The 13918-nt window shown below is 36.5% G+C and carries 16 protein-coding genes; 15 read left to right on the top strand and 1 reads right to left on the bottom strand.

What is annotated here, in order from left to right:
* Positions 1-38 precede the first annotated feature (38 nt).
* The 3 genes from ICJ85_RS05980 (at position 39) to ICJ85_RS05970 (ending at position 1823) form a co-directional block, all read left to right on the top strand.
* Complete coding sequence (locus ICJ85_RS05980; RefSeq protein WP_188222863.1) at positions 39-695, top strand: hypothetical protein; 657 nt, start codon at positions 39-41, stop codon at positions 693-695.
* 20 nt (positions 696-715) lie between these two features.
* Entirely contained in the window at positions 716-1495 is a 780-nt protein-coding gene (locus tag ICJ85_RS05975) for an alpha/beta fold hydrolase (RefSeq protein WP_188222862.1), read from the top strand.
* A 61-nt stretch (positions 1496-1556) separates the two neighbouring features.
* Entirely contained in the window at positions 1557-1823 is a 267-nt protein-coding gene (locus ICJ85_RS05970; RefSeq protein ID WP_188222861.1) for a hypothetical protein, read from the top strand.
* Positions 1824-1944: 121 nt separating this feature from the next.
* On the opposite strand, the gene thiL is transcribed toward ICJ85_RS05970, so the two are convergent.
* Positions 1945-2982 carry a thiamine-phosphate kinase gene (gene thiL / locus ICJ85_RS05965; protein ID WP_188222860.1) on the bottom strand — a complete coding sequence of 346 codons (1038 nt, stop codon included), beginning with the start codon at positions 2980-2982 and terminating at the stop codon, positions 1945-1947.
* A gap of 228 nt (positions 2983-3210) precedes the next feature.
* Here thiL and ICJ85_RS05960 point away from each other — a divergent pair, with 228 nt between their 5' ends.
* From ICJ85_RS05960 to ICJ85_RS05905, 12 genes are all read left to right on the top strand, one after another.
* Entirely contained in the window at positions 3211-3540 is a 330-nt protein-coding gene (locus ICJ85_RS05960) for a HesB/IscA family protein (protein ID WP_188222859.1), read from the top strand.
* An 18-nt stretch (positions 3541-3558) separates the two neighbouring features.
* Positions 3559-5007 (top strand): Fe-S cluster assembly protein SufB, encoded by a 1449-nt coding sequence (gene sufB / locus ICJ85_RS05955; protein ID WP_188222858.1) that lies wholly within the window; start codon positions 3559-3561, stop codon positions 5005-5007.
* 11 nt (positions 5008-5018) lie between these two features.
* Complete coding sequence (locus tag ICJ85_RS05950) at positions 5019-5441, top strand: hypothetical protein (protein WP_188222857.1); 423 nt, start codon at positions 5019-5021, stop codon at positions 5439-5441.
* Positions 5442-5443: 2 nt separating this feature from the next.
* Positions 5444-6199 carry a Fe-S cluster assembly ATPase SufC gene (gene sufC / locus ICJ85_RS05945; RefSeq protein WP_188222856.1) on the top strand — a complete coding sequence of 252 codons (756 nt, stop codon included), beginning with the start codon at positions 5444-5446 and terminating at the stop codon, positions 6197-6199.
* Between the two features lie 9 nt (positions 6200-6208).
* Positions 6209-7522, top strand: coding sequence for a Fe-S cluster assembly protein SufD (gene sufD / locus ICJ85_RS05940; RefSeq protein WP_188222855.1), 1314 nt, complete (start codon positions 6209-6211; stop codon positions 7520-7522).
* Between the two features lie 99 nt (positions 7523-7621).
* The gene (locus ICJ85_RS05935; protein ID WP_188222854.1) at positions 7622-8836 is read left to right on the top strand and encodes an aminotransferase class V-fold PLP-dependent enzyme; all 1215 of its coding nucleotides are present in this window, start codon (positions 7622-7624) and stop codon (positions 8834-8836) included.
* Positions 8837-9055: 219 nt separating this feature from the next.
* Positions 9056-10123, top strand: a complete 1068-nt coding sequence (locus tag ICJ85_RS05930; protein WP_188222853.1) for a zinc metalloprotease — start codon at positions 9056-9058, stop codon at positions 10121-10123.
* A gap of 75 nt (positions 10124-10198) precedes the next feature.
* Positions 10199-10627, top strand: coding sequence for a hypothetical protein (locus ICJ85_RS05925; protein ID WP_188222852.1), 429 nt, complete (start codon positions 10199-10201; stop codon positions 10625-10627).
* A 39-nt stretch (positions 10628-10666) separates the two neighbouring features.
* Positions 10667-11089: a SufE family protein gene (locus tag ICJ85_RS05920; protein ID WP_188222851.1), complete on the top strand. Its 423-nt coding sequence runs from the start codon at positions 10667-10669 to the stop codon at positions 11087-11089.
* Between the two features lie 55 nt (positions 11090-11144).
* Positions 11145-11468, top strand: coding sequence for an SUF system Fe-S cluster assembly protein (locus ICJ85_RS05915; protein WP_188222850.1), 324 nt, complete (start codon positions 11145-11147; stop codon positions 11466-11468).
* 13 nt (positions 11469-11481) lie between these two features.
* The gene (locus ICJ85_RS05910; protein WP_188222849.1) at positions 11482-13320 is read left to right on the top strand and encodes an ABC transporter ATP-binding protein; all 1839 of its coding nucleotides are present in this window, start codon (positions 11482-11484) and stop codon (positions 13318-13320) included.
* A gap of 78 nt (positions 13321-13398) precedes the next feature.
* A complete protein-coding gene (locus tag ICJ85_RS05905) occupies positions 13399-13905 on the top strand; it encodes a DUF2480 family protein (RefSeq protein WP_188222848.1) in 507 nt (168 codons plus the stop codon).
* Positions 13906-13918 lie beyond the last annotated feature (13 nt).

Raw genomic sequence — 13918 nt, 5'->3', positions numbered from 1 at the left:
AATATGTTTACTTTTGCACATATTGTTAAATAATTAACATGAAGACTGTATCAAACTGTGTTGAAGATATTTTAATAACACAACCTTATTTAGAAGAAGCGCTTTCGCGGAACATTATAAACTTTAGTGCTCTGGCTATCGAGCTAACCGAACCTATTAGCAAAATGCTCAAGAAAGACGTGAAGCCCGGTGCTATTATGATGGCCCTGAGACGCTATAATCCACCTACTACGTTAACCAATTCGGTGAAGATGAAAAAGGTGATGCAAAATTTAGGTGATATTACAGTTCGATCTAACCTAACCGACTTTACAGTTAAAAATTCGGATACCATTATTGATAACCACGCTAAGATTTTAGACCGCATTAATCAGGAACCGAAATTATTCTACACCTTCACCCGTGGTATTCACGAAAGCAACCTAATTGTTTCTAGTAGTTTAGATGCTTTTGTTAAAGAGTGCTTAGGGAACGAAACCTTTTTAGCTTCACAATCCGGATTATCGGCAATTTGTGTTAATCTACCTGAAGACAACTCTAAAATCGCAGGTTTATACTACCATTTCTTTAAGCGTTTAGCCTGGGAAGGTATTGTTTTATATGAAGTGATTTCAACCACTAACGAGTTCACTATTTTAGTTGAAGATGAATTTGTTGACAAAGCCTTTGCAGCCATAAAAAAAGTTAAAGCTTAGAATAAAGCAACTTTCAGTTTATGAATTTAACTTACAAAAACACATCCATAGCGTATACGGATACAGGGACAGGCAACGCAGTCGTTTTACTTCATGGTTTTTTAGAAAACAAAAACATGTGGGAGCCTTTTTTACCGGAATTCTCAAAAACGCATCGTATTATATGCATCGATTTGTTAGGTCATGGTGAAACCGGATGCCTAGGTTATGTCCACAGCATGGAACTCATGGCCGAAACGGTTGATGTGGTTCTTAATCATTTAGAAATTAAGAAAGCAACCTTTTTAGGACACTCTATGGGTGGTTACGTCGCATTAGCTTACGCTGAAGAGCACCCCAAAAAAGTAAACGGTATTTGTTTAATGAATTCCACAGCAAAAGAGGATAATCCGAAACGCAAAATTGGGAGAGATCGTGCCATTGAAGCTGTAAAACAAAATCATAGAACGTTTATCAGAATCGCAATTAATAATTTATTCCGACCGAAAAACAGAGAAATCTTTGCTGATAAAATAAAAGAGGTTATTGAACACGCGTTGCAAACTCCGCTTCAAGGGATTATCGCCGCCTTGGAAGGCATGAAAATAAGACCCAACCGCGAACATATTCTGGAAGCACATGAATTTGATAAACTCATGATGATCAGTAAAAAAGATCCAGTTTTAGACTATAAAAACCTAGTCAATCAAACCAAACACAGAGATGTAAAAGTGGTTGAATTTCCTGATGGACACATGGCTCACATAGAAAATTCATATGAATTTTCACTCAACACCATGCATTTCATCGAAAATTTATAGCGGTTTGTCGGTTTGTTTGTTTTTTTTAACTATGTTTAAATCAACAAATTAACCACAACCCATGAAAACCACTACTAACACCCAAGCATTTATACCGAAAATGTACTGTAGTCTTTTCGGTCATAACTACAAAGTAACAAAACAGGTTACGTACCACGTTAAAGAATACACCTGCTCACATTGCAAAAAGCAGTTAACAACAAATAGCAACGGCAATTTAATTGAATTAACACCAAAGTTTCAGGAAATCAACGATATTTTAGAGCGTATTCACCATTCAAGAATGGAACGCAAACAAAGAAAAATTATCGCTTCCTCACCTTATTAAGGTCCTGAAATCTAATTGCTTTTTATTTCTGCAGATTTAGGGTTCACAAAAACTCTGATTACTGTTCTTTGTACCTGAATGTAAAAACAGGCACCCCTCTTAAAATCAATTCATTAATATCTTACTCGTTAAAGTTTTTCCAACCTTGAGCTTTAATTGGTATTTTAGTTTCTGCCCTGGTTACTAAATGCATACCAGCACTTTCCTCAGTCATATAACCTATAACCGTTAAATTAGGATTCGCTTTAATTTTCGGATAATCGTCCTGTGAAATGGTCATTAACAATTCGTAATCCTCCCCCCCGTTTAAAGCCACCGTAGTACTATCAATATTGAACTCTTCACATGTTGAAATGACCTGAGGATCTAAAGGTATTTTTGTTTCGTACAAATCACACCCCACTTTACTTTGCTTACAGATGTGCATAATTTCAGAAGATAATCCGTCACTAATATCAATCATCGATGTTGGTTTAACATCTAAATCCTGCAACAACTTCACTATATCTTTTCTAGCTTCAGGCTTTAACTGACGCTCAATAACATAGGTATATTGATCTAAATCCGGTTGATTATTTGGGTTGACTTTAAACACTTCCTTTTCACGTTCCAACACCTGTAACCCCATATAAGCGGCACCTACATCTCCGGTAACCACTAATAAATCGTTAGGTTTTGCTCCGTTTCGATATACTTCATTTTCTACTTCACCTAAAGCAGTTACAGAAATTAAAAGACCTTTGTTAGAAGACGTCGTATCACCTCCAACCACATCAATATTATAAATTTTAGCCGCTGTTTCTATACCTGCATAAATTTCTTCTAAAGCTTCCAATGGAAAACGATTAGAAACCGCAATAGATACGGTAATTTGTGTAGCCGTAGCATTCATAGCGTACACATCGGACAAATTTACAATCACCGATTTATACCCTAAGTGCTTTAAAGGCATATAACTTAAATCGAAGTGTACGCCTTCGACTAACAAATCGGTAGTTACCACAACTTTCTTCTTAAAATCAAGCACTGCGGCATCATCACCTATACCTTTTACGGTCGATTTATGGTTGATTACAAAATTCTTAGTCAGGTGGTCTATTAATCCAAACTCTCCTAACTCACTTAAATCTGTACGCTGCTGGTTTTTATCTTCTATCATGCTGCAAAAATAAGAAGCTTATTTAGATTATTGAATACCCAAACACTAATAAAAATTCAAATTATTTGCCTAATAACTAAAATTATACAACAAACTATTGATTTTACAAACAATAAGAAAAACCTATAAAACTATATGTGAATATAATGTTAGGCTCTATGGTAATCCGCGACTTATATTGTATATTTGCAGTCAATTTTGACAATATATATTTTTATATAGATAATTATGATAAAAGTTTCTGAAACAGCTAAGAAAAAAGTTGTCGAGCTTATGCAAGAAGATGGCTTTGACCCGACGACCGATTATATCCGTGTTGGGGTAAAAAGTGGTGGTTGTTCTGGGCTATCTTACGATTTAAAGTTTGATAAAGAAAAAGTAGAAGAAGACAAAGTTTTTGAAGACAATGGTGTACAAATTATTGTTGACAAAAAAAGCTTTTTATACCTAATAGGAACCACTCTGGAATATTCTGGAGGACTAAACGGTACCGGATTTGTGTTTAACAACCCGAATGCCAATAGAACTTGTGGTTGTGGTGAATCTTTTTCACTTTAAATCAATAACTGAAGACTGATGAGTAAATATACTGAAGACGATTTAAGAGAAGAACTTAAGACTAAAGAATACGAATACGGATTTTATACCGACATAGAATCTGAAACATTTCCTGTTGGTTTAAATGAAGATATAGTACGTGCTATTTCTGTTAAAAAAGAAGAGCCGGAATGGATGACCGAGTGGCGTTTAGAAGCCTTTCGTATCTGGCAAGGTATGACCGAGCCGGAATGGGCTAACGTACACTATGAGAAACCAAACTTTCAAGCCATTTCGTATTATTCAGCACCAAATAAAAAACCTAAATACGAAAGTTTAGACGAAGTAGACCCTGAGTTATTAGACACGTTTAATAAATTAGGAATTTCTCTGGACGAACAGAAAAAATTAGCTGGTGTGGCTATGGATGTGGTTGTCGATTCTGTGTCGGTAGCAACTACATTCAAGAAAACATTAGCCGAGCAAGGCATTATTTTCTGCTCAATTTCTGAGGCGATTAAAGAACACCCGGAATTAGTAAAAAAATATATCGGAACTGTAGTTCCTAAAACAGACAACTTCTATGCTGCTTTAAACAGTGCGGTATTTAGTGACGGAAGTTTCTGTTACATTCCAAAAGGCGTAAAATGCCCTATGGAATTATCAACGTATTTCCGTATCAATCAAGCCGGAACCGGTCAGTTTGAAAGAACCTTAGTTGTAGCCGATGAAGGTAGTTACGTAAGTTACCTTGAAGGTTGTACAGCACCAAGTCGTGACGAAAACCAGTTACATGCTGCCGTTGTAGAGCTTATCGCTTTAGATAATGCAGAAATTAAATACAGCACCGTACAAAACTGGTTCCCTGGAAATGCCGAAGGTAAAGGTGGAGTTTACAACTTTGTAACCAAACGTGGTTTATGCGAGAAGAATTCTAAAATATCTTGGACACAAGTTGAAACCGGAAGTGCTGTAACCTGGAAATATCCATCATGTGTATTAAAAGGCGACAATTCAGTTGGTGAGTTTTACTCAATTGCGGTAACTAACAACTTCCAACAAGCCGATACTGGTACGAAAATGATTCACCTTGGTAAAAACACAAAATCTACCATTATTTCTAAAGGGATCTCGGCAGGTAAATCGCAAAACTCTTACCGCGGACTAGTGCAAGTGGCAAGCCGTGCAGAAAACGCACGTAACTTCTCGCAATGTGATAGTTTACTTATGGGTAACGAGTGTGGCGCACATACCTTCCCATATATCGAAGCTAAAAATAAGACAGCTCAAATCGAGCATGAGGCAACAACCAGTAAAATTGGTGAAGACCAGATTTTCTATTGTAACCAACGTGGTATCGACACCGAAAAAGCTATTGCGCTTATCGTAAACGGGTTCAGTAAAGAGGTACTTAACAAGTTACCTATGGAATTCGCCGTTGAAGCTCAAAAATTATTAGAAATTAGCTTAGAAGGAAGCGTTGGATAAATCTCTGTAATATGAAAAAAGCATTTGTTTTACTGTTAACACTTTCTGTTTTAACGGCGTGTAAAAGCGATAAAAAAGCAGAAACTACCGAAGAAACAATCACAGCCGATAGTCCTGAAAAAACCGCTAAACAAAGCGACGGGCTAACCCTTTTAAAAGGCGACTTTGTGTATTTCGATGGTGCCGCAGTAATACAAACGCATGCTAATATTTACGGCGTTTTTATAACCGATAAAATGCAAGAGCTTAATGAGCTTGCCGAAAAATATAAAACCGAACCTACAGATATGGTTCCGGTAGAAATAAGAGGAAAAATCACAAATAAAAAAGACGATAAAATTCTTTGGGATAATAAAGTTGAAGTGGTTGAAATTTTAAATGTTTCAAAACCCAATCCAGAGAGTAACAATGTTGTAAAACTAGGACAAGAATAGTTATGTTAAAAATTGAGAATTTACACGCTCGTGTTGAGGATAAAGCGATTTTAAGAGGTATTAACCTTGAAGTAAAACCAGGTGAAGTACACGCTATCATGGGACCTAATGGTTCTGGTAAAAGCACCTTATCATCTGTAATCGCAGGAAAAGAAGAGTACGAAGTTACCGATGGTAGCATCATTTTTGAAGGTGAAGATATTGACGAATTGGCTGCTGAAGAGCGCGCTCACAAAGGTATCTTCCTATCCTTTCAATATCCTGTAGAAATTCCTGGAGTTTCAGTAACAAACTTCATGAAAACTGCTATTAACGAAACTCGTAAAGCTCAAGGATTAGAAGAAATGCCTGCTAAAGACATGCTAAAATTAATCCGTGAGAAATCTGAACTTTTAGAAATCGATCGTAAATTTTTATCACGTTCTCTAAACGAAGGGTTCTCTGGTGGTGAAAAGAAACGTAACGAGATTTTCCAAATGGCTATGTTAGATCCTAAATTAGCTATTCTTGATGAAACAGATTCTGGTCTAGATATAGATGCTTTACGTATTGTTGCTAACGGTGTTAACAAATTAAAAAGTGAAGATAACGCGGTTGTAGTGATTACACACTACCAACGTTTATTAGATTATATCGTTCCAGATTTCGTTCACGTATTATACAACGGACGCATTGTAAAATCAGGAGGAAAAGAATTAGCTCACGAATTAGAGGAGAAAGGTTACGACTGGATTAAAGAAGAAGTGAACGCTAAATAAACCGAGCAAATGGATTTAAAAGATAAATTAGTATCATCATTTCTAGCCTTCGAAAACCGTGTCGATAACGATGCGTATGTTCACGATGTTAGAAGCGATGCTATCAAAATATTTGAGGAAAACGGATTCCCTTCCAAGAAAGAGGAAGCCTGGAAATACACCTCACTAAACAGTGTGCTAAAACACGACTATAGCCTATTTCCAAAACGCGAAGAGGCTCTAGATTACCGTGATGTAAAGAAATATTTTATCCACGAAATCGATAGTTACAAAATTGTATTTATTGATGGAAAATATTCCTCGCACCTATCGCAAACCACACACGATGGTATGGATGTATGTTTAATGTCTGCGGCATTAAGCAAACCTAAATACCGTTTAGTAATTGAAAATTACTTTAACAAAGCGGCAAGTAAAGACAGTTTAACATCGTTAAACACGGCATTTTCAAATGAAGGTGCTTTCATTCACATTCCTAAAAACAAACTCGTAGAAAAACCAATTCAAATTGTACATTTTTCTACAGGAAGCGAAGCTGCTACCATGTTGCAACCACGTAACTTAATTGTGGTTGACGAGAATTCGCATGTACAAATTATCGAGCGTCACCAAAGTTTAACCGATAACCCGGTTTTAACCAACAGTGTTACTGAAATTTTTGCTAATAAACGCGCTATTGTTGATTATTACAAAATTCAGAATGACAACCTTAATGCGTCATTGATTGATAATACCTTTATCAACCAAAAACGCGAAAGTCACGCTTCTGTACATACGTTTAGTTTCGGCGGTAAATTAACGCGAAACAATCTTAACTTCTTCCAAAACGGAGAACGTATCGATTCTACACTAAAAGGTGTGACCATTATTGGCGATAAACAACATGTAGATCACAACACTTTAGTACACCATATCGAACCTAACTGCGAAAGCCACCAGGATTACAAAGGTATTTTCGACGATAATGCCGTTGGCGTATTTAATGGTAAAGTTGTTGTTGAAAAAGAAGCGCAAAAAACCAATGCCTTTCAGGCTAACAATAACATTTTAATTAGCGATAAAGCGACGATAAACACCAAACCACAATTAGAGATTTTTGCCGACGATGTAAAATGTTCTCACGGTTGTACGATTGGTCAGTTAGACGAAAGTGCTATGTTCTACATGCGTTCGCGCGGAATTCCAGAAAAAGAAGCCAAAGGACTTTTAATGTATGCGTTCAGTAATAACGTTTTAAGTTCGGTAAAGATTCCAGAAATCAAACAACGTATCACGAAGCTTATTGCCAACAAATTAGGCGTTAATATTGGGTTCGATCTGTAAAATTATTTTGAAGCTCTTCCCGCTATCGGTAGTCGCTTTCCCGACACCTGCCGGGAAGAGCTTCAACAAATACCTCTATCGGGGCTAAACACACCAACTATGTTTAATGTAGAAACCATACGAAAAGACTTTCCTATTCTTTCACGTGAAGTAAATGGTAAACCTTTAGTATATTTTGATAATGCTGCAACCTCACAAACACCTCAACAGGTTATTGATGTGATTGTAGATTATTATTCAAACTACAATGCTAACATTCATCGTGGGGTACATAGTTTAAGTCAGGAAGCTACCGATAAATACGAGCAGGCCAGACAAAAAATTCAGGCACATTTCAATGCGAAACATGCGCATGAAATCATTTTTACTTCAGGAACAACACATGGCATCAACTTAGTTGCTAACGGGTTTTCATCGCTATTAACTAAAGGCGATGAAATTATCGTTTCAGCTTTAGAACATCACAGTAATATTGTGCCTTGGCAAATGCTTTGCGAACGTACAGGAGCCTCCTTAAAAGTCATCCCAATGAATCAGGATGGCGAACTCGTTATTTCAGAATTTGATGCTTTATTATCTGAAAAAACAAAGTTGGTTTTCGTCAATCATATTTCAAATGCCTTAGGAACGATAAACCCTATAGAGTATATCATAAAACAAGCACATTTGGTTGGCGCTGCTGTTTTAATCGACGGTGCGCAGTCTACACCACATATAAAACCAGATGTTCAGGCTTTAGACGTCGATTTTTATGTCGCTTCAGCACATAAAATGTGTGGCCCTACTGGACAAGGCATGCTTTACGGTAAGGAAGCATGGTTAAAAAAATTACCCCCTTATCAGGGTGGAGGCGAAATGATTGCCGAAGTCACTTTCGAAAAAACAACGTACGCCGATTTACCTCATAAATTCGAAGCCGGAACTCCAAATATTTGCGGCGGTATCGCATTTGGAGCTGCAGTAGATTATATGAATGCTATTGGTTTCGATACCATAGCAAGTTACGAGCAAGAACTTCTAGAGTACGCTACCAAAAACCTTCAAAGTATTGAAGGCTTAACAATTTATGGTACGTCTAAACATAAAACCTCTGTAATTTCCTTTAATCTTGATGGTATTCATCCTTACGATGTAGGCACTATTTTAGATAAATTAGGGATTGCGGTTCGTACAGGACACCACTGTGCACAGCCTATCATGGACTTTTATAGTATTCCAGGTACTGTTCGTGCCTCCTTTGCTTTTTATAACACCAAAGCTGAAATCGATGCTTTAGTTGTTGGTATTAAAAAAGCCAAAATGATGCTTTCTTAATAGGTTAAGAAAACCTTTTTACTACTTAACCTACTGATTCAGAATCGTATTTTCTGCATAAAATAATCTCATTCTTTAGTATTTCTTATTTTATTTTGTTAAATAAATAACAAAACACTGCATTTTGTCGAATTATTAACAATAATTTTCACTTTAGAACCATTAAACTCTAAAAATATCCTATCTTCAAAGCCGACTAATTCAAATTAAATTTAAAAAATGAAAAAATTAATTTTAAGTATGGCGGCTATAGGACTTCTATTTGTTGCCTGCGAGAGCGAAAAAAACGAAATCACTCAAGAACAGGAAATTGACATGAGTGATTTTTATGTTTACACAGATTTAGAAGATATTTCAGCTAAATCTGCTACCTCAAAAAAATCGCTTACCCCGTGTTACACCATGAACGTACTTAACCGTCAGCTTCAGGAAAATCCGGGTTTAGAGCAAAAAATGTATGCTATAGAGTACCACACCCGCAAATTCATAACTGCAAAGGGAAAACCTACGACCCCTGGAGGAGGAGGTAGTGGTGACACAGGTAGTACCGATGTCGACGTCCTTCCTATCGAGGATGGTTTAGGAACCATCACTATTCCTGTTTATGTTCATGTTGTACTGCCAAATGCAAGTGATATCACCGACAAACAAGTAACCGATCAAATATCAGTTCTAAATGATGACTTTAGTAGCACAAATACAAATCAATTACCAAGTGGGGCGACAGATTTTATTAATGATGCTACAATAACAGATATAGAATTCAACCTTATTACCACTTACAGACACGATGATTCCAGAAGTTCGTGGGGAACAAATGATGCTGTAAAAGCTGCTTATCCTCCTATCACTCCTGAAACCCATTTGAACATCTGGGTATGTAATATAGGAGGAGGTATTCTAGGATATGCACAATTCCCTGGAGGAAACCTTGCAACGGATGGTGTTGTATTATTACATGAGAGTTTACCTGGAGGAACGGCTGCGCCATATAACGAAGGAAGAACAGCAACCCATGAAGTAGGTCACTGGTTAAATCTCAGACACATTTGGGGAGACGGTAGATGTAGACAAGACGATTTTGTTGAAGACACGCCTTCTTCTGATGGTGCAAATTACGGTTGTCCATCTTACCCTTCTATTAGTTGTAAAGATGCTGATATGACTATGAATTACATGGATTATACCGATGATGCCTGCATGTATATGTTTACCGATGGCCAACGCAACAGAATGCGCGCTGTCTTTACATCTGGAGGTTTTAGAGCGTCTATGTTAGGAAACTAAATCAGAATGACATAAAATTCAAAAAGACGCCAACTTTGGCGTCTTTTTTGTATTATTAAATACCAAAATCATGTTATGAAACTATTTCTCGTCATTTTATCTGTTATCTTAAATCTTAATGGTTGTAAGGATTCAAACATTATTCAGGAGGCTATTTCTATAGAGTATTCAGCAATATCAAGAGGTACATATAAGAACATCATTATCAATAAAAAAGAAATATCATTTCAAAAAAACAGAGCGTCCAAAGCTTTGATTAAGCCCTGTTCAGATAAAAAATGGTCTACCATTTACAACATCTTAAAAACTATTGATATTCCGGATATTCCAAACTTAAAAGCCCCTTCAGATAAACGTATGTTTGATGCTGCTGCCATTGCTAAACTAAAAATAACATATCAAGATTCTATTTATCAAAGTCAGCCCTTCGACCATGGAAATCCACCTGAAGAAATCGCTCAACTTGTTAAAGAAATACTATCTCTTACAGAAAACATTGAATAGCTGATATTCTTATTGTATTTTTACATAAAATTTGAGATTGTGACTATAGAAGAAATTCAAAATGAAATTATCGACGAATTCTCAATGTTTGAAGATTGGGAAGAACGTTACCAATATATGATTGATTTAGGGAAAGACTTGCCCCTAATTGACGAACAATATAAAACCGATGACCATATCATTAAAGGCTGCCAGAGTAAAGTTTGGGTACATGCCGATATGCAGGACGATAAGGTAGAATTTACAGCTGATAGTGATGCCATCATCACTAAAGGTATTATTGCTATTTTAATTCGTGTGTTCTCTAACCAACACCCTAAAGACATTATCAATGCCGATATGGCTTTTATAGACAAAATTGGTTTAAAAGAACACTTATCACCTACCCGGGCTAACGGTTTGGTTAGTATGATAAAACAACTTAAAATGTATGCCATCGCATACCAAACACAAATAAAATAATATTATTCGTTAAGTCGCTTATCGGAATCCGACTAAGCCTGTAAACATTGAACATATGAGCGAAGCAATTGACACTGCCGATTTAGGCGAAAAAATAGTTAATGTTTTAAAAACCATTTACGACCCGGAAATCCCTGTAGACATCTACGAATTAGGGTTAATCTATGATGTTTTTGTAAATGAAGATTACGATGTTAAAATCTTAATGACATTAACCACACCTAACTGCCCAGTAGCAGAAACATTACCTCTTGAGGTTGAAGAAAAAATAAAATCATTAGATGACGTAAATAGTGCCGAGGTTGAAATTACTTTCGATCCGCCATGGACACAAGATTTAATGAGTGAAGAAGCCAAATTAGAATTGGGCATGCTTTAATAACAAATTTTAGATGGCTAAACGCACACCTAAATCATTAAAAGACGGCGGTAAAAAAACAAATTTAAAGTCGTCTTTTAATGCACTTACGTACATTCCCCGGTTTTTTAAAGAAATCTGGAATGTCAACAAAAAACTATTCTTACTCTCGGCCTTTTGCAGGCTCATTGGCGCCCTGCTTCCAGTTATTATTTTATGGGTTGGTAAATTAATTATCGACGAAATTATACATCAAATTTCACTTGATGCTACCGATTACACTCAACTCTGGACCTACGTTGCTATTGAATTCGGTTTAGTTATTTTATCCGACTTAATGAACAGAGCTATTTCGTTAACCGATGGTTTATTAGGTGATGAATACAATATAGCAACGTCGGTGACCATTATAAAAAAGACGAATCAAATTAATATTAGCTTACTAGAAGATTCTGAATTTTATGACAAACTGGAACGTGCCAGAACACAAACCACTGGTCGTGTTGGACTCATGTCTAATGTGCTTGGCCAGGCACAGAGTGCGGTATCAATAGTTACTTTAATTGCCGGATTGGTGTACTTTGAACCGTATTTAATATTACTGTTAATATTGAGTATTATTCCATCGTTTATTAACGAAGTGCGTTTTAGTCAACAGGAATACTCACTAGCCAGAAGCTGGACAGCAGAACGCAGGCAATTAGACTATTTACGCTTTATTGGTGCTAACGATAAAACAGCGAAAGAAATAAAATTATTTGGCTTAACCGATTTTATCGTCGATCGTTTTAAAAACCTTTCCGAAGAATATTACGAACTCAACAGAACACTTGCCGTTAAACGTTCGGCACTAGGTTTTTTATTCAATCTTCTGGGCTCTTTAAGTTATTATGGCGCTTATGTGTTTATTATTTATCGCGTACTTTCAGGTGCGATTTCTATTGGTGAACTTACGTTCCTTTCGGGCTCGTTTAACCGTTTAATGAAGAATCTCCAGGAGTTCTTTTCGCGTTTTACGCGTATTTCAGAGAGTGCTTTATATCTAAAAGACTATTTTGATTTTACAGATATTTCAGTTGCCTCGAAAACCGAGGAAGATATGCCACTCCCAAAAAGTATTAAAGAAGGTTTCGAATTTAAGAACGTATATTTTTCTTATCCGGGTTCGGATCATGAAATATTAAAAGACATAAATTTCACCCTTAAAGCCGGTGAGAAATTAGCCTTTGTAGGACAAAATGGTGCAGGAAAAACCACGTTAACCAAATTGTTATTGCGTTTTTACGAACCGACTTCGGGAGACATTTTATTAGATGGAATTAATATTAATCGATTTAACAAAGCAGAATACCAAGCCTTTTTCGGAGTAATTTTTCAGGATTTCTTCCGTTATGAATTCACCATTAAAGAAAACATTGCTATTGGTGATATTAATGAATTAGACAATCAAACAAAAATTGAAAATGCCGCTGAATTAAGTTTAGCCGATTCAGTTGTAAACGAATTAAAACTCGGTTACAACCAACAATTAGGAAAACGTTTTGCTAACGGGCAAGACCTTTCTGGTGGGCAATGGCAAAAAGTAGCCTTGGCACGTGCGTACATGAAAAATGCCGAAGTGATGATTTTAGACGAACCAACTTCAGCCTTAGACGCCAAAGCCGAAAGCGATGTGTTTACTCGTTTTATCGGGTTAACAGAAGGCAAAACGAGCATCATTATTTCACACCGTTTTAGCACCGTAAGACAAGCCGATCGCATTCTGGTTTTAGAAGATGGCAAAGTTCTGGAACTCGGCACCCACGAAGAACTCATGCGAAACGACAATTTATATGCACATTTGTTCTCGCTTCAGGCTGAAGGCTATCAATAAAAAACAGTGTCAGGTCGAGCGCAGTCGAGACCTATAAATTATTACAATAACTCTTTTTAATTTATTTAAATTTGCAGTATGGCAGATGAAATTATAAATCGCGTAGCGAATAGTAAACTGGTAACAATAAACTTAGAAGACTATTACCCAAAAGGACCTCGTATGGTTTTCGATATTAAAGACTGGCTTTTTGAAGGTTTTGTGCTTCGCGAAAAAGATTTTAGAACTCATGTTTCAGAACATGACTGGTCGCAATACGAGAACTGTTATGTGGCGTTAACCTGCAGTAGCGATGCTATTATTCCGGGATGGGCTTTTATGCTTATCAGTCTCCATTTAGACCCTTATGCCCAACATGTAGTTATAGGTTCTTTAGAAGATTTAGAGACTAGCGTTTATCAGAACATCATCAATAATTTAGAGGTTAGTGAGTACACCGATAAGCCTATTATTATTAAAGGCTGTTCAAAAAAACCGGTACCGCAAAATGCCTATATCATGTTAGCTTCAAAACTAAAACCCATTGCGAAGTCCATTATGTACGGTGAAGCCTGTTCTTCAGTTCCGCTATATAAAAACAAATAATTTTAAGTGACAC

The sequence above is a fragment of the Aestuariibaculum marinum genome (genome assembly GCF_014596975.1).
Lineage (GTDB): Bacteria > Bacteroidota > Bacteroidia > Flavobacteriales > Flavobacteriaceae > Aestuariibaculum > Aestuariibaculum marinum.
Note: the sequence above shows the minus strand (reverse complement) of the source record. Positions and strands in the feature narration are given on the sequence as shown.

What these genes read in the sequence shown, in the direction of transcription:
- thiL (WP_188222860.1), bottom strand. Translation starts at nt 2,982, where the DNA reads ATGATAGAAGATAAAAACCAGCAGCGTACAGATTTAAGTGAGTTAGGA.
- ICJ85_RS05950 (WP_188222857.1), top strand. Translation starts at nt 5,019, where the DNA reads ATGAAAAAAGCATTTGTTTTACTGTTAACACTTTCTGTTTTAACGGCG.
- ICJ85_RS05935 (WP_188222854.1), top strand. Translation starts at nt 7,622, where the DNA reads ATGTTTAATGTAGAAACCATACGAAAAGACTTTCCTATTCTTTCACGT.
- ICJ85_RS05910 (WP_188222849.1), top strand. Translation starts at nt 11,482, where the DNA reads ATGGCTAAACGCACACCTAAATCATTAAAAGACGGCGGTAAAAAAACA.
- sufC (WP_188222856.1), top strand. Translation starts at nt 5,444, where the DNA reads ATGTTAAAAATTGAGAATTTACACGCTCGTGTTGAGGATAAAGCGATT.
- ICJ85_RS05970 (WP_188222861.1), top strand. Translation starts at nt 1,557, where the DNA reads ATGAAAACCACTACTAACACCCAAGCATTTATACCGAAAATGTACTGT.
- ICJ85_RS05925 (WP_188222852.1), top strand. Translation starts at nt 10,199, where the DNA reads ATGAAACTATTTCTCGTCATTTTATCTGTTATCTTAAATCTTAATGGT.
- ICJ85_RS05930 (WP_188222853.1), top strand. Translation starts at nt 9,056, where the DNA reads ATGAAAAAATTAATTTTAAGTATGGCGGCTATAGGACTTCTATTTGTT.
- sufD (WP_188222855.1), top strand. Translation starts at nt 6,209, where the DNA reads ATGGATTTAAAAGATAAATTAGTATCATCATTTCTAGCCTTCGAAAAC.
- ICJ85_RS05960 (WP_188222859.1), top strand. Translation starts at nt 3,211, where the DNA reads ATGATAAAAGTTTCTGAAACAGCTAAGAAAAAAGTTGTCGAGCTTATG.
- ICJ85_RS05980 (WP_188222863.1), top strand. Translation starts at nt 39, where the DNA reads ATGAAGACTGTATCAAACTGTGTTGAAGATATTTTAATAACACAACCT.
- sufB (WP_188222858.1), top strand. Translation starts at nt 3,559, where the DNA reads ATGAGTAAATATACTGAAGACGATTTAAGAGAAGAACTTAAGACTAAA.
- ICJ85_RS05905 (WP_188222848.1), top strand. Translation starts at nt 13,399, where the DNA reads ATGGCAGATGAAATTATAAATCGCGTAGCGAATAGTAAACTGGTAACA.
- ICJ85_RS05915 (WP_188222850.1), top strand. Translation starts at nt 11,145, where the DNA reads ATGAGCGAAGCAATTGACACTGCCGATTTAGGCGAAAAAATAGTTAAT.
- ICJ85_RS05975 (WP_188222862.1), top strand. Translation starts at nt 716, where the DNA reads ATGAATTTAACTTACAAAAACACATCCATAGCGTATACGGATACAGGG.